Genomic DNA, 15,600 nt, shown 5'->3' on the forward strand with positions numbered 1-15,600 from the left:
CGCCAACTAGGGCAGCAGCCGCGCCAAATCATTGAACAGGGCCAACGCCATCAACATGAAAAGGGCTGCAATGCCCAAGGCTTGCAGCCGCTCCTGCCAGAGCGCGGACACTGGCCTGCCAGTGACCGCCTCCCAAAGATAATATATCAGGTGCCCGCCATCGAGCATGGGCAGCGGCAGCAAATTCAGCACCCCCAGGCTGAGGCTGACCACCGCCAGGAATTGCAGGAATTGCGCCATGCCCAGGCGCGCCGATTGACCGGCATATTGGGCAATGCTGACAGGGCCGCTGAGGTTTTGCAGCGATGCCTGACCCAGCACCATGCGGCCAAACATGCGCAGCGTGAGCGCGGCCATCTCGCCACTGAGCTGCACGCCGCGCGCCAGCCCGTCCCAGGCGCCATAACGCACCCGCACCAGGGCCGTTGCAGGGCCGGGGCCCAGGTAGGCGCCCACTTCCGCCCAGCGCCGCTCGCCCTCCTGCCGCAGGCGCGGCTGCACCTGCAGCAGCAGCTGCTGGCCATTGCGCAGCACCGTCCAGCGCTGCACGGGCATGGCGGCCGCTGGCGCGCCGGGCAGGCCATCGCCCGCCTGGCCGGGTAGCGCATGCAGCAGGGCGATGAGCTGCTGCACATCGCCCATGGGCACGCCGTCCACGGCCTGCACGATGTCGCCCGGTTGCAGCCCGGCCTGCGCCGCCGGGCTGCCCGGCTGGATGCTGCCGAGCTGCGGCGGCGCCAGCGGCGCGAGCAGCCCGATGCGGCGCACCGCCTGGGCATCCAAATCCTGCAGCTGCAATGCCGACAGGGGCAGGCGCAGTTCCTGCTGGCCATCGCCACGCTGCACTTGCAGCCACACGTCCTGCTGCAGCAGCGCGGCGCGCTGCAGCGCCCAGCTCAGCTCGTCGAAAGACTGGATGGCCTGGGGCCGCCCGCCCTGCCCCACGCGCAGCTGCAGGACCCGATCGCCCTGGCGCAGGCCTGCCTGGGCCGCCAGCGAATCGGCCTCGGGCGTGGCCAGCAGCGCCTGCGGGGCCTGCACGCCCCACCAGTTGACGGCCGAAAAGCACAGCACCGCCAGCAGCAGATTGGCCAGCGGCCCGGCCAGCACGATGGCCATGCGCTGCGGCAGTGGCTGCCGGTTGAAGGCGCGCGCCAGCTCCTCTGGCGGCACGGGGCCTTCGCGCTCATCGAGCATGCGCACGTAGCCGCCCAGCGGCAGGGCCGAGAGTACGAACTCGGTCTCATTACCCGGGCGCCGCCAGCGCAGCAGCGGCCGCCCCATGCCGATGGAAAAGCGCAGCACCTTCACGCCGCAGGCGCGCGCCATGCGGTAGTGGCCATATTCGTGGATGGTCACCAGCAGGCCGATGGTGACGAGAAAGGCCAACAAAGTCAGCATGGCCGCGCCTGCAGGGTGTGCGCCATGGCTTCAGCCCAGGCGCGCCACGCTGGCCTGGGCCAGGCGCCGCGCCCGCTCGTCGAGCTCCAGCAAGGCCGGCAGCGAATCCACGGCCCCGGTGGCGCAGTGCTCCAGCGTGTGGGCGTTGACGGCATGGATGCGGTCAAAGCGCAATCGGCCTTGCAAGAAGGCTTCGACCGCCACCTCGTTGGCGGCATTGAGCACTGCCGTGCTGCCGGCCGGGCCCTGCAGCGCCTGCCAGGCCAGCGCCAGGCAAGGAAAGCGCCGCTGGTGCTGGGCTTCGTCAAAGGATTCGAACGTCAGCGCGCGCAGCGCCATGAAGTCCAGCCGCGCGCTGCCGGACTCCATGCGCTCGGGCCAGGACAGGCCGTAGGCAATGGGCACGCGCATGTCGGGCGTGCCCAACTGCGCGACGATGGAGCCATCGCGGTACTGCACCATGGAATGGATCACGCTTTGCGGGTGGATGAGCACCTGCAGCTGCTCGGGCGGCAGGTCAAACAGATAGCGCGCCTCGATCACCTCCAGCGCCTTGTTCATCATCGTGGCTGAGTCCACCGAAATCTTGCGCCCCATGCTCCAGTTGGGGTGGGCGCAGGCCTGCTCGGGGGTGACTTCGGCCAGCGTGGCCGGATCGCGCTGGCGAAACGGCCCGCCCGAGGCGGTGAGGATGATCTTCTCCACGCGCGCCGCCCAGGTCTCGGGCGACTCGGGCAGGGATTGGAAAATGGCCGAATGCTCGCTGTCGATGGGCAACAGCGTCGCCCCATGCGCGCGCACCTGCTGCATAAACCAGGCGCCGCCCACCACCAGCGCCTCTTTATTGGCCAGCAGCAGTTTCTTGCCGGCCTGCACGGCCGCCAGCGCCGGCGGCAGGCCGGCCACGCCGACGATGGCCGCCATCACGGCATCGACCTGCTCGTGCGCGGCCAGCTGCGCGATGGCCTGGCTGCCGGCCAGCACCTGCGTGCCGCTGACGCCCTGCTCGCGCAATTGCTGGCGCAGGGCCTGGGCCACGTGCTCCTGCGGCACGGCGGCGTAGCGCGGCTGAAATTGCACGCACTGCTGCACCAGGCGCTGCACGTTGCGCCCGGCCGTGAGGGCAAAGACTTCGAAACGCTCGGGGTGGCGCGCCAGCACATCCAGTGTGCTGACCCCGATCGAGCCGGTGGAGCCCAGCACGGTGATGCGCTGGCGCTCGGTCTGGGACGGAGCCTGGGGCTGAGCCATGAACTGCTGCACCATCACACGGCCCTCGCCAGCAAGGCCAGCACCAGCATGCCCATGGGCATGACGGGCAGCAGGCCGTCGATGCGGTCCAGCATGCCGCCATGGCCGGGCAGGATGGCGCTGCTGTCCTTCACGCCTGCGGCGCGCTTGATCAGCGATTCCAGCAGATCGCCCAGCACGCTCATGGCCGTCAGGGCCAGGCACACCCCGATCATCATGGTCAGGCCCTGCTGGCGCACCAGCCCGTAAAAGCTGCGCCCCCAGTCCGCGGCCAGCGAGCGATCCAGCCACAGCCACAGAAAGGCCAGCAGCACGACGCCGATCATGCCGCCAAAGACGCCCTCCCAGCTCTTGCCGGGGCTGACCGTCGGCGCCAGCTTGCGCGCCACCAGCTTCTGCCCAAAGGTGCGGCCGGCAAAGTAGGCGCCGATGTCGGCCATCCACACCAGCGCCATCAGCGACAGCAGGTAGTTGATGCCCAGCTGGTAGGCCCGCAGCACGGCCACCCAAACCACGGCAAACACCACGATGCCCAGCAGCAGCCGCAGCGCGCGCGGCAACGCCAGCCAGCCGGCCGTGCCTTCACGCAGCACGAATACCGCCCCCACCAGCCAAGCCATGGAAAAGAGCAGCCAGAACAGGCTGGGCTTGCTGACCTCTTGCACGCCGTTGAGCGCGGCCACCGTGCAGCCCAGCGCAAACACCAGCCCGACCACCTTCGCGGCCATGCCGCCAATGCCGTTGAGCCTGGCCCATTCCCAGGCCGTGATGCTCAGCACCGCCGTCACCAGCACCACGAAAGGCCAATCCCAGGGGGCGAACAGGCAGACCAGAATCACTGCCAGCAAGGCCAGGGCGGTGATGATTCTTTGCTTCAGCATCCAGGAATCCCCAATAGAAAAAGAAAGCTGCGGCGCAGCATGTTCAGCGTTCAGCGTTCGGCAATCAGGCTGCAGCCGTTGGCATGGCCAGGATCGGCAGCCACGGCCAACAGAGCCGCTCCCCATCTGCCACCCACTGGCACCGAGATTTTGAGCAGATTCTCAGCGCGCCACCTGCTCGCCCGTCTTGCCGAAACGGCGCTGGCGCTGTGCATAGTCGTGCAGCGCGGCATCCAGGTCCTGGGCGTCGAAATCGGGCCAGAGCACATCGGAAAAATACAGCTCCGTATAGGCCAGCTGCCACAGCAGAAAATTGCTGATGCGCAACTCGCCGCCGGTGCGGATGAGCAAGTCCGGATCGGGCACGTGCGCCAGCGCCAGCGCAGCCGACAGGCTGTCCGCATCGATGGGCTGGCCCTGCTGACGCAGGCGCTCGGCGGCCTGGGCGATGTCCCAGCGGCCGCCGTAGTTGAAGCACACGTTGAGGATCAGGCGCTCGTTGCCCGCGGTGTCCTGCTCGGCCTGCGCCAGGCTGGCGCGCACCTTCTCGCTCAGGCGGGAGCGATCGCCCACGCAATGCAGGCGCACGCCATTGGCCTTCAGGCTGGTGACTTCCTTGGCCAGCGCCGAGGCCATCAACCCCATCAGGCCATCGACCTCATCGGCAGGCCGGGCCCAGTTCTCAGAGGAAAAGGCAAACACCGTCAGCACCCGCACGCCACGCTGACCGCACAGGCCCACGCAACGGCGCAGCGCATCCACGCCTTTTTTGTGCCCCGCCAGGCGGGGCAGCATGCGCCGCTGGGCCCAGCGGCCATTGCCATCCATGACGATGGCAATGTGCTGGGGCAAGGCAGATGAGACTGAGGTCATCGACACTCCAAACAGCATGCAGGCAGCACGGCTTCAAGCAGGGGAACAACCAGAATGCGCCGCGCCCTGCCCTGCCTGCACGGCGCAGGCCCGACGCAACACGCAAGCCCTGCAGGATCGCTGCGCGGTCTCTCGGCAAAGCCTGCCCCCGCGCCATGCCCGCCATGCCGTCGATGGCGGGCACGAAAAGGAGCGAAACCGGCCTGCGCAAAGATCGTGAGCCCAGGCTCAGACTTCCATCACATCCTTTTCCTTGGCCTCGACCAAGGTGTCGATTTCCGCGATGAATTTGTCGGTGAGCTTTTGCACGTCGGCCTCGGAGCGCTTTTGCTCGTCCTCGGAGGCCTGCTTGTCCTTGACCAGCTTCTTGACTGCATCGTTGGCATCGCGGCGCAGGTTGCGCACGGCAATCTTGGCGTTCTCGCCCTCGCTGCGCACCAGCTTGGTCATTTCGCGGCGGCGCTCCTCGCTCATCGGCGGCATGGGCACGCGGATCAGCTCGCCCATGCTGGCCGGGTTCAGGCCCAGGTCGCTTTCGCGAATGGCTTTTTCAATCTTGGCGGCCATGTCCCGCTCCCAGGGCTGCACGCTGATGGTGCGCGCGTCGAGCAGGGCCACGTTGGCCACCTGGCTGATGGGCACTTGCTGGCCGTAGTACTCCACCTGCACGGTGTCGAGCAGGCCCGGGTTGGCGCGCCCGGTGCGGATCTTGGCCAGCTGGTTCTTGAAGGCAGCGATGGACTGCTCCATCTTGCCCTGGGTGGTTTTGCGAATATCGGCAATCGTCATGGCAATTCTCCTGGTTTCATGTCGGCGGCAAGTGGTCCAGGGCCTCAGAGCAGGCCCTCAGGCATAGACCAGCGTGCCCTCGTCCTCGCCGCGCACCACGCGCTGCAGGGCACCGGGCTTGACGATGGAAAAGACCTTGATGGGCAGCTTCTGGTCGCGGCACAGGGCGAACGCCGTGGCATCCATGATGCCCAGGTTCTTCACCATGGCCTCGTCGAAGCTGATGCGGCTGTAGCGCTGGGCCTGCGGATCCTTCAACGGGTCAGCGCTGTAGACGCCATCGACCTTGGTGGCCTTGAGCACCAATTGCGCGCCCACCTCGGCGCCGCGCAGCGCCGCGGCTGTGTCGGTGGTGAAGAACGGATTGCCCGTGCCTGCGGCAAAGACGACGATCTTGCCCTCTTCCAGATACTGCAGGGCCTTGGGGCGCACATAGGGCTCGGCCACCTGGTCGATCGAGATGGCGGACATGACGCGCGCGGGCACGCCCTTGCGGTCGATGGCATCGGCCAGCGCCAGCGAGTTCATCACCGTGGCCAACATGCCCATGTAGTCGGCCGTGGCGCGGTCCATGCCAGCGGCGCCGCCGGCCATGCCGCGAAAGATATTGCCGCCACCGATGACGATGGCCAGCTCAACCCCCATCTGGGCCACGGCGATGATCTCCTGCACCATCCGCTCGATGGTTTCCCGATTGATGCCAAAGGCATCATCGCCCATCAGGGCTTCGCCAGAGAGCTTGAGCAAAATGCGCGAATAGGCGGGGGTGGGGGCAGAGTCGGTCATCACGGGTGCGGCTGGTCAAATGTCACGGGGGCACTGGCTTGGCGATCTCCATTGATTGCGCAACAGCGCGGGCAGCGAGATCGCCAAGAGCCACCGGGCCGGGCTGCAGCAAAGCGCGCCCGCGCCCGGCTCAACTGGCGGCGGCGCGCCCCTCGAACAGGCCCATGCCACACCGCACGCCAGGCTCTCAGAGCATCAGCCCTTGGCCGCAGCCATCTGGGCAGCCACTTCGGCGGCGAAGTCGTCGACTTTCTTCTCGATGCCTTCGCCCACGACGTACAGCGTGAAGCCGTGCACCGTGGTGCCTTTTTCCTTAAGCATCTGGCCCACGTTCTGCTTGTCGTTCTTGACGAAAGGCTGGTCCAGCAGCGCCACTTCCTTGAGGTACTTGGCCACGGCGCCATCGACCATCTTGGCCACGATGTCAGCGGGCTTGCCCGACTCGGCCGCCTTGCCCTGGGCCACGCTGCGCTCTTTCTCGATCAGCTCGCCGGGCACGTCCGCGCCGGACAGCGCCACGGGCTTCATGGCCGCCACGTGCATGGCCACGTCCTTGGCGGCGGCTTCGTCGCCATCGAACTCGACGACCACGCCAATGCGCGTGCCGTGCAGGTAGTGCGCCAGCTGCTTGCCATTGGCAAAGCGGGCAAAGCGGCGCAGCGACATGTTCTCGCCGATCTTGCCGATCAGGCCCTTGCGCACTTCTTCCAGCGTGGGGCCAAAGCCGTCCTGGCTGTACTCCAGCGCGCCCAGCGCCTCCAGGTCAGCGGGGTTCTTTTCTGCCACCAGGCGGGCCGCCGCATTGGCGAACTCCAGGAAGCTGTCGTTCTTGCTGACGAAGTCCGTCTCGCAGTTGACCTCAACCATGGCGCCAGTCTGGCCCTGCATGGCCACGGCAATCACGCCTTCGGCCGTCACGCGCGATGCGGCCTTGCCGGCCTTGGTGCCGAGCTTGATGCGCAGCAGCTCTTCGGCCTTGGCCATGTCGCCATCGGCCTCGACCAGGGCCTTCTTGGCCTCCATCATGGGCGCATCGGTTTTTGCACGAAGCTCTGCCACCATACTTGCTGTCACTGCAGCCATCACGTTCTCCAATCCAAATCAGTACAAAAATCAAACTTCTGCCGCTGGCATACGAAAAAGGGGCACTCTGTGCGACGCCCCCTTTTGATCGATGCGCGCCGCCCTGGCGAGAGTGCCAGGCGGCATCGCGGCGCGGTGCGCGGGAGCTGCGGCTTACTCGGCCGCCTCCTGCACTTCGACGAATTCATCGCCTTGCTCGCCAGCGGCGAGCTTGACCACTTCCTCGACGGCGTTGTTGCGGCCCTCGATGATGGCGTCGGCGATGCCACGGGCGTACAAGGCCACGGCCTTGGCCGAGTCGTCGTTGCCGGGGATGACGTAGTCGATGCCTTCGGGGTTGTGGTTGGTGTCGACCACGCCGATCAGCGGGATGCCCAGCTTGTGCGCTTCAGACACGGCGATCTTGTGGTAGCCCACGTCGATGACGAAGATCGCATCGGGCAGCGCGCCCATGTCCTGAATGCCGCCGATGTCGCGCTCGAGCTTTTCGATCTCGCGCGAGAACATCAGCTGCTCTTTCTTGCTCATGGCCTCCAGGCCGGCTTCCTGCTGGGCCTTCATGTCCTTGAGGCGCTTGACCGAGGTCTTCAGGGTCTTGAAGTTGGTCAGCATGCCGCCCAGCCAGCGCTGATCCACGTAGGGCATGCCGGCGCGCTGGGCCTCCTGGGCGACGAACTCGCGCGACTGGCGCTTGGTGCCCACGAACAGGATGGTGCCGCGATTGGCCGCCAGCTGGCGCGCGAACTTCTGCGCCTCCTGGAACTTGGGCAGCGTGGCCTCCAGGTTGATGATGTGAATCTTGTTGCGATGGCCAAAGATGAAGGGGGCCATCTTGGGGTTCCAGAAACGGGTTTGGTGGCCGAAGTGCACGCCCGCCTCCAGCATTTCACGCATGGTGATCGACATAGCTGTCTTGTGCTTTCAAAGTCCGAAGGTTGATTTCCTAGACCGGCCCCGCACCAGCGAGCCGCGCTGCCATTGCCGAAAACACAATGGCAGCCAGCCCGCGCAGCACCCTGGATGAACCGGCCTGCTATTTGCCTTGCGCAATGCCAGCCTGCCAAAACCATTCAAGGTCATGACGCAGGCCGCATCAAGCAAAACCGGTGGATTTTAGCACAGCCGCCGCGCGCCGCAGCTTCGCGCCCAAAAGCCGGCGCTGGCCCCATGTTTTGTGGGAAAATCGCGTGTTTTGCGTGCGCTTGGCGGCCAGGCCGATCCACTGGATTGCCAACCGTGCAGAGACTTTGCACAGGCTCTCAGGCGCGGCACAGGCCGCGTTTTTGCTTTTTCACCCGGCATTTCTTCTTTTTGGGTTTCCCCATGATTCAGATCACCCTTCCCGATGGTTCGCAGCGCCAGTTCGAGCGCGCCGTCACCGTGGCCGAGGTGGCCGCCGCCATTGGCCCCGGCCTGGCCAAGAACACCGTGGCTGGCAAGGTCGATGGCCGCCTGGTGGATGCCAGCGATCTGATCGAGCGCGACGCCAGCGTGCACATCATCACCCCCAAGGATGAGGAAGGCGTGGAGATCATCCGCCACTCCTGCGCGCACCTGGTGGGCCATGCCGTCAAGCAGCTCTACCCATCGGCCAAGATGGTCATCGGCCCGGTGATCGACGAGGGGTTTTACTACGACATCTCCTACGAGCGTCCCTTCACGCCCGAGGACATGGCCGCCATCGAGCAGCGCATGAAGGAGTTGATCGCCAAGGACTACGACGTCATCAAGCGCATGACGCCGCGCGCCGAGGTCATCCGCATCTTTCAAGAGCGCGGCGAGGACTACAAGCTGCGCCTGATCGAGGACATGCCCGACGAACAGGCCATGGGCCTGTACTTCCACGAAGAATACGTGGACATGTGCCGCGGCCCGCACGTGCCCAACACGCGCTTTCTGAAGGCCTTCAAGCTCACCAAGCTGGCTGGCGCCTACTGGCGCGGCGACTCGCGCAACGAGCAGCTGCAGCGCATCTACGGCACGGCCTGGGCCGACAAGAAGCAGCTCGATGCCTACATCCAGCGCATCGAGGAGGCCGAAAAGCGCGACCACCGCCGCCTGGGCCGCGAGCTGGATCTGTTCCATCAGGACGAGCACTCGCCCGGCACCGTGTTCTGGCACCCCAAGGGCTGGATCATCTGGCAGCAAGTCGAGCAGTACATGCGCCGCGTCTACCAGGAAAACGGCTACCTCGAAGTCAAGGGCCCGCAAATCCTGGACAAGACCCTGTGGGAGAAGACCGGCCACTGGGACAAGTACCGCGAGAACATGTTCATCACCGAAAGCGAAAAGCGCGACTACGCGCTCAAGCCGATGAACTGCCCCGGCCACCTGCTGATCTTCAACCAAGGCATCAAGAGCTACCGCGACCTGCCGCTGCGCTATGGCGAATTCGGCCAATGCCACCGCAACGAGCCCTCGGGCGGCCTGCACGGCATCATGCGCGTGCGCGCCTTCACGCAGGACGACGGCCACATCTTCTGCACGCCCGACCAGTTGCAGGCCGAGGTGCAGCACTTCACCCAGGTGCTGCAGCGCGTCTACCGCGACTTCGGCTTCACCGACATCATCTACAAGGTCGCCACCCGGCCCGAGAAGCGCATCGGCACCGAAGAGAGCTGGGATCAGGCCGAGGCCGCGCTGATCGACAGCCTCAAGGCCACCGGCGTGCAATACCGCATCGCCGAGGGCGACGGCGCCTTCTACGGCCCCAAGCTCGAATACACGCTGCGCGATGCCCTGGGGCGCGAATGGCAGTGCGGCACCATCCAGGTCGACCCCTCGATGCCCGAGCGCCTGGACGCCCAATACGTCGGCGAGGACGGCGCGCGTCACCGCCCGCTGATGCTGCACCGCGCCATCGTCGGCAGCCTGGAGCGCTTCATTGGCATCCTCATCGAGCACTACGCCGGCGCCCTGCCCGTCTGGCTGGCGCCGCAGCAGGTCAGCGTGCTCAACATCACCGACGCCCAGGCCGACTACTGCCGCGAGCTTGTTGTAAAACTCCAAAAAGCCTTGCCGCACCAGCCCATCCGCGCCGAGTTGGATTTACGCAACGAAAAGATCACTTATAAAATACGCGAGCATGCCTTGCAGAAAGTGCCGTTCATCCTCGTGGCCGGCGACAAGGAAAAAGCCGCAGGCACCGTGGCAGTGCGCGGTCGCGGCAACCAGGATTTGGGGGTCATGCCGCTGGAGCAATTCATCGCGCTGATCAGCGAGAAAATTGCCGCCAAGCAATAGCACAGAAAGGGCCTTGCCGCCCGCCAATCCGCCCGGCCCTGCCGGGCGGCTTCTTGCAACCAACCATTTGAAGGTGAGAGCCATCGCTACTGAATACCGTGACCGTCGACACCGCGAAGAGCGCAAGCATCGACTCAACCGTGAAATCAATGCGCCCGAGCTGCGCGTGACCGGGCCAGACAACGAGCCCATCGGCGTCATCAGCCTGCAGGAAGCCCTGCGCATGGCCGGCGAGCTGGATGTCGATCTGGTCGAGATCGCGCCCACCGCCAATCCGCCCGTGGCCCGCCTGATCGACTACGGCAAGTTCAAGTACCAGGAACAAAAGCGCGCTGCCGAGGCCAAGGCCAAGCAGACCGTCATCGACATCAAGGAAGTCAAGTTCCGCCCTGGCACCGACGACGGCGACTACAACATCAAGCTGCGCAACATCCGCCGCTTTCTTGAAGACGGCGACAAAGTCAAGGTCACGCTGCGTTTTCGCGGCCGCGAAATCACCCACCAGAATCTGGGCCTGAACCTGCTCAACCGCCTGCGCGAGGAGCTGGGCGAGGCCATCGTCGTCGAGCAATTCCCCAAGCTCGAAGGGCGCCAGATGATCATGATGATCGCGCCGCAGAAGAAAAAAGCCAGCGGCGGCGGCAAGCCAAAGGCCACCGCCCAGCAGCCCCAGCTCAGCAGCGAAGCCGCCTCGGACTGATTCAAGCAGCGCCCCGGCCAGACCATCGCCCGCTCAAGGGCTGAGCCACAAGCGCCACCCACGCGCCGCACGCCATCACAGGCTGCGGCGCGTCGCCGTCTGCGCCGCGCCCTGCCGCCACATTCCCGATGCGCCAGGCGGGGCATGCCGATCGCTGGCGCACGCAGCCAGCGCTATCATGCAACTGGCGCGGGCTTGGCCACACGGCAGGCCCGCCGCCACATTCCCGAGGGGAGCCCCGCGCCAAGGGGCTGAGAAACTGTTGGCCAGCACGCCCGCAGCGCCTGCGGCATGCCCGGCAGCACAGTGACCCTTTGAACCTGATCCGGATCATGCCGGCGAAGGGACGGACACGCGCCCCGCACAGCGCCCACTGTCGTGCCCCCCTCGCAGGCCCAGTCCACACCGACGAGGAGCACACCATGACCGCCTTCACCGAACAACTGCGCCAGGCCAACCTCCAGACCTGGGAGCAGGCTGCCGAGCACCGCTTCGTCCAGGAGCTGTTTGCCGGCACCATCGACGATGCCGTCATGGCCCACTACCTGATCCAGGACCACCGCTTCCTCGACAGCTTTCTGACCTTGCTGGGCAGCGCCATCGCCACCGCCGACACCTTCGAAGCGCGGCTGCGCTTTGGCCGCTTTGCCGGCATGGTCTCGGGCGACGAAAACACCTACTTCCTGCGCGCCTTCGAAGCCCTGGGCGTGAGCGAGGCGCGCAGCCAGCAAGAGCCCGACACCGCCCCCACGCAGGGCTTTCAGGCCATCATGCGCGAGGCTGCCGCCACCCGAAACTACGCCGCCGTGCTGGCCGTGCTCAACGTCGCCGAATGGCTCTACCAGGACTGGGCCACGCGCGGCAACAAGCCCCTGCCCGAGCACTTCGTGCACGCCGAATGGGTCACGCTGCACAACAACCCCTTCTTCAACGACTTCGTGGCCTTCCTGCGCGCCGAGCTCGACCGCATCGGCCCGGCGCACAGCGACATCGCGCACGACTTCTTCCGCCGCGCCGTGGCGCTGGAGCTGGCCTTCTTCGACGAAGCCTACAACGCCTGAACAGGAAGCGCCCGCCCATGACGACCGTCTTCGAGCGCCTCAAGGCTGCCGCCCTGTCCGACTGGAACCGCTACGTCGACCACCCCTTCATCCGCCAGATGGAAGCGGGCACCCTGCCCCAGCCCGTGTTCCAGCAGTACCTGATCCAGGACTACCTGTTCCTGATCCAATACGCGCGCGCCCACGCCCTGGCCATCTACAAAAGCCGCACGCTGGAAGACATGCACATCGCGCAGGGCGGGCTCAATGCCATCCTGGGCGAAATGAACCTGCACGTGCGCCTGTGCGAGCGCTGGGGCCTGAGCCCAGCCCAGCTGCAGGCCGCGCCCGAGCACCAGGCCACCGTGGCCTACACCCGCTACGTGCTCGACTGCGGCCAAAGCGGCGACCTGCTGGACCTGAACGTGGCCCTGGCCCCATGCATGATCGGCTACGCCGAAATCGGCCGCCGCCTGGCCCCGGCCCTGGCCGCGCGGCCCGAGCACCCCTACCGCGAATGGATCAGCGAGTACTCCGGCCAAGCCTTTCAGCAAGCCGCCCAGGCCTGCATCGCCCACATGGACAAGCTCGCCGCCCACGCCATGACCGAGGCGCGCTTTGCCGAACTCACCGCCATCTTCGCCCAGGCCGCCCGCCTGGAGGCCGACTTCTGGCAGATGGGCTTCGAGCTGGCCGACCACAACGCCTGAGGGCCTGCCCTCACAGCCCTCGCGCCTGCGGGGCCGCCCATGCCAAGGGCGTCCCGCAAGCCGCCCTGCACTGGTTTCCCCCGATGGACTGGGCACCTGCTGGGCAATATTTTTCTTCTGCAAGCTCCACAGGCCCAGGTGCTGCTATCAGCGCCTGGGCTGGGGATCTCTTATTCGAAGTGCGCCGACCCAAAGGCCGATTCAGAACGAAGGCCAAGCCAGGCGCCCCAGTCTTCCAGGAGGAACCATGAGCACCCGCACACCCGCATTCCGTCCCTTTGCCGCCTTGGCCGGCGCCTGTGCGCTGGCCGTTTCACTGGGCGCTGCCAGCGCCGCATGGGCCAGCGAGCCCATCAAGCTGGGCATCGTGCAGCCCATGACCGGGCCGAACAAGCAGTACGGCGAGCAGATCGTCGCCGGTGCCATGACCGCCATCGAAACCATCAATGCCGCAGGCGGCGTCAAGGGGCGCAAGATCGAGCCCATCCTGATCGACGATGGCTGCGAGCCCAAGCAGGCCGTGCCGGCGGCCAACCAGGTGATCAAGTCCGGCGCCAAGTTCGCCGTGGCCCATGCCTGCTCGGGCACGGCCGTGCCCGCCGTCAATGTGTATGAGGAAGAGCGCATCGTGGGCATCACGCCCGGCGCCACCTCGCCGCTGGTGACCGACACCATCAAGCCGCATTTCTTCTTTCGCACCGGCGGGCGCGACGATCAGCAAGGCCCGTTTGCTGCGCGCTACATGCTCACGGCGATCAAGCCCGGCAAGATTGCCGTGCTGCACGACAAGCAGACCTATGGCTTTGGCGTGGCCAATGAAGTGCACAAGACGCTCAAGGAGCAAGGCGCCAACATCGTCATGTTCGAGAGCATCAACGCCGGCGACAACGACTACTCGGCCGTCATCACCAAGCTCAAGGCCCAGGGCGCGGACATGGTCTATTACGGCGGCTACCACGCCGAGCTGGGCCTGCTGCTGCGCCAGGCGCGCGAGCAGGGGCTGCAGGCGCAGTTCATGGCCCCCGATGGCGCAGCCAACCCCGATCTGGTGGCCATTGCCGGCCATGCCACCGATGGCCTGCTGGTGACCATGGGGGCCGATTTCACCAAGCGCCCGGAAAACGCGCAGATTCTTGCCGCCTTCCAGAAGGCCGGGCGCGAGCCCGAGGGCACCTTCCAGCTGCCGGCCTATGCCGCTGTGGAGGTGATTGCGCAAAGCATCGCCGCCGTCGGCGACGACCCCGTCAAGGTGGCCGATCACATGCACAGCAGCCGCTTCGACACGGCCGTGGGCGCGGTCGAGTACGACGCCAAGGGCGATCTCAAGACCTTCGAATTCGCCGTCTACCGCTGGGACGCCCAGGGCCGCCGCCAGCAGGTGCAGTGATGGTGCAATAAGGCCGCCACTGCGCCGTGCGCGTAGCGCGCATCAGGTGCGCGCCGCCTCGCGCAGGGTGACGAACTCCTCGGCGCTGGTGGGGTGAATGCCGATGGTGGCGTCGAACTGGGCCTTGGTGGCGCCGCATTGCAGGGCCACGGCAAAGCCTTGCACGATTTCGCCCGCGTCCTCGCCGACCATGTGCAGGCCCAGCACGCGGTCGCTGGCCTCGTCCACGATGAGCTTCACCAGAGTGCGCTCGGCGCTGCCGCTCAAGGTGTGCTTGAGCGGCTTGAAGTCGCTGCGGTAGACGCGAATGGCGCCGCCGCGCTGGCGCGCCTGCTCCTCCGTCAGGCCCACGGTTCCGATGGGCGGGTGGGTGAAAACGGCGGTGGGGATGTTCTCGTAGCTGAGCGTGCGCGCCGCCTGGCCGGGGGCGGGGCCGAACAAATGATCCACCAGCGCCATGGCTTCGGCCAGAGCCACGGGGGTCAAGGCCATGCGGCCCACCACGTCGCCCAAGGCATGAATGCTGGGCACGTTGGTGGCGTAGTGCCCATCGACCTCGATGTGGCCTTGTTTGCTTTGCTTCACGCCCACGCCATCCAGGTTCAGCCCGTCGACCAGCGGGCGGCGGCCGGTGGCGTAGAGCACGGCGTCGGCCTGCAACGCGCTGCCGTCGCTCAAGTGCACGCGGCGCTGCTCGCCCACGGCCTCGATGCGCTGGATGTCGGTCTGCACGCGGATGTCCACGCCATGCTGGCGCATCTGCGCGGCGGTGAAGTCGCGCACCTCGTCGTCAAAACCGCGCAGGATTTGCTCGCCACGGTAGAGCAGCGTGACCTGGGCCCCCAGGCCGTGGAAGATGCTGGCCATTTCGCAGCCGATGTAGCCGCCGCCGGCCACCACCAGCCGCCGGGGCAAGCTGGGCAGGTCGAACATGTCGTCAGACGTCAGCGCCAGTTCGGCCCCGGGCACCTCGGGCTTGAACGGGGTGCTGCCCGTGGCGATCAGGATGTGGCGGGCGCTGTGGCGGCGGGTGCTGCCGTCGGCGGCGCGCACCTGCACGGTGTGGGCGTCGATGAGCGAGCCATGGCCTTGCAGGCGGGTGACGCCGGCGCCGCTCATCAGTCCTTCGTAGATGCCGTTCAGGCGGGCGATCTCCTTGGCGCGCGCGGCCTTGAGCGCGGCCCAGTCCAGCGCGGGCGTGCCGGGCAGCTGCCAGCCGTAGCCGCGCGCTTCTTCAAAGCCCTGCGCGTAGTGCGCGGCGTAGCTGTAGAGCTTCTTGGGGATGCAGCCCAGGTTGACGCAGGTGCCGCCCATGCGGGCGCTCTCGGCCAGGGCCACGCGCGCGCCGCGCTGCGCGGCAAAGCGGGCCGCGCGCACGCCGCCGGAGCCGCCGCCGATGACGAAGAGGTCGAAGTCGTGGGCGTCTTGGGAATCTTTGGAATGGGTCATGGTGGTG

At 66.4% G+C, this 15,600-nt stretch carries 14 protein-coding genes and 1 riboswitch; of the genes, 5 read left to right on the forward strand and 9 right to left on the reverse strand.

Features of this window, described 5'->3' with window-relative positions:
* Positions 1-6 precede the first annotated feature (6 nt).
* From rseP to rpsB, 8 genes are all read right to left on the reverse strand, one after another.
* Positions 7-1,401 carry an RIP metalloprotease RseP gene (gene rseP / locus CK625_RS06940; RefSeq protein ID WP_095539563.1) on the reverse strand — a complete coding sequence of 465 codons (1,395 nt, stop codon included), beginning with the start codon at positions 1,399-1,401 and terminating at the stop codon, positions 7-9.
* 30 nt (positions 1,402-1,431) lie between these two features.
* A complete protein-coding gene (gene ispC, locus CK625_RS06945; RefSeq protein ID WP_095539699.1) occupies positions 1,432-2,652 on the reverse strand; it encodes a 1-deoxy-D-xylulose-5-phosphate reductoisomerase in 1,221 nt (406 codons plus the stop codon).
* A gap of 14 nt (positions 2,653-2,666) precedes the next feature.
* Positions 2,667-3,533 carry a phosphatidate cytidylyltransferase gene (locus tag CK625_RS06950; RefSeq protein WP_095539564.1) on the reverse strand — a complete coding sequence of 289 codons (867 nt, stop codon included), beginning with the start codon at positions 3,531-3,533 and terminating at the stop codon, positions 2,667-2,669.
* Positions 3,534-3,695: 162 nt separating this feature from the next.
* Positions 3,696-4,406 carry a polyprenyl diphosphate synthase gene (uppS, locus tag CK625_RS06955; RefSeq protein WP_095539565.1) on the reverse strand — a complete coding sequence of 237 codons (711 nt, stop codon included), beginning with the start codon at positions 4,404-4,406 and terminating at the stop codon, positions 3,696-3,698.
* Positions 4,407-4,634: 228 nt separating this feature from the next.
* Positions 4,635-5,195 (reverse strand): ribosome recycling factor, encoded by a 561-nt coding sequence (gene frr, locus CK625_RS06960; RefSeq protein ID WP_095539566.1) that lies wholly within the window; start codon positions 5,193-5,195, stop codon positions 4,635-4,637.
* Positions 5,196-5,252: 57 nt separating this feature from the next.
* Positions 5,253-5,981: a UMP kinase gene (pyrH, locus tag CK625_RS06965; RefSeq protein ID WP_095539567.1), complete on the reverse strand. Its 729-nt coding sequence runs from the start codon at positions 5,979-5,981 to the stop codon at positions 5,253-5,255.
* Between the two features lie 195 nt (positions 5,982-6,176).
* Entirely contained in the window at positions 6,177-7,064 is an 888-nt protein-coding gene (tsf, locus tag CK625_RS06970; RefSeq protein WP_095539700.1) for a translation elongation factor Ts, read from the reverse strand.
* Between the two features lie 153 nt (positions 7,065-7,217).
* A complete protein-coding gene (rpsB, locus tag CK625_RS06975) occupies positions 7,218-7,970 on the reverse strand; it encodes a 30S ribosomal protein S2 (RefSeq protein WP_095539568.1) in 753 nt (250 codons plus the stop codon).
* Positions 7,971-8,387: 417 nt separating this feature from the next.
* Here rpsB and thrS point away from each other — a divergent pair, with 417 nt between their 5' ends.
* From thrS to CK625_RS07000, 5 genes are all read left to right on the forward strand, one after another.
* Entirely contained in the window at positions 8,388-10,307 is a 1,920-nt protein-coding gene (thrS, locus tag CK625_RS06980; RefSeq protein ID WP_095539569.1) for a threonine--tRNA ligase, read from the forward strand.
* A gap of 73 nt (positions 10,308-10,380) precedes the next feature.
* On the forward strand, positions 10,381-11,007 hold the full coding sequence (infC, locus tag CK625_RS06985) for a translation initiation factor IF-3 (RefSeq protein WP_095539701.1): 627 nt from the start codon (positions 10,381-10,383) through the stop codon (positions 11,005-11,007).
* Positions 11,008-11,226: 219 nt separating this feature from the next.
* Positions 11,227-11,371: riboswitch (TPP riboswitch) on the forward strand.
* 58 nt (positions 11,372-11,429) lie between these two features.
* Complete coding sequence (locus tag CK625_RS06990; protein ID WP_095539570.1) at positions 11,430-12,068, forward strand: TenA family protein; 639 nt, start codon at positions 11,430-11,432, stop codon at positions 12,066-12,068.
* 17 nt (positions 12,069-12,085) lie between these two features.
* Positions 12,086-12,757, forward strand: a complete 672-nt coding sequence (gene tenA / locus CK625_RS06995) for a thiaminase II (RefSeq protein WP_095539571.1) — start codon at positions 12,086-12,088, stop codon at positions 12,755-12,757.
* 247 nt (positions 12,758-13,004) lie between these two features.
* Positions 13,005-14,144, forward strand: a complete 1,140-nt coding sequence (locus tag CK625_RS07000; protein WP_095539572.1) for a high-affinity branched-chain amino acid ABC transporter substrate-binding protein — start codon at positions 13,005-13,007, stop codon at positions 14,142-14,144.
* Positions 14,145-14,186: 42 nt separating this feature from the next.
* Here the strand turns inward: CK625_RS07000 and gorA are convergent, their stop codons facing one another.
* Entirely contained in the window at positions 14,187-15,593 is a 1,407-nt protein-coding gene (gene gorA / locus CK625_RS07005) for a glutathione-disulfide reductase (RefSeq protein ID WP_095539573.1), read from the reverse strand.
* Between the last annotated feature and the right edge of the window lie 7 nt (positions 15,594-15,600).

This window comes from Vandammella animalimorsus, from assembly GCF_002285265.1.
Classification (GTDB): Bacteria; Pseudomonadota; Gammaproteobacteria; order Burkholderiales; family Burkholderiaceae_C; genus Lampropedia.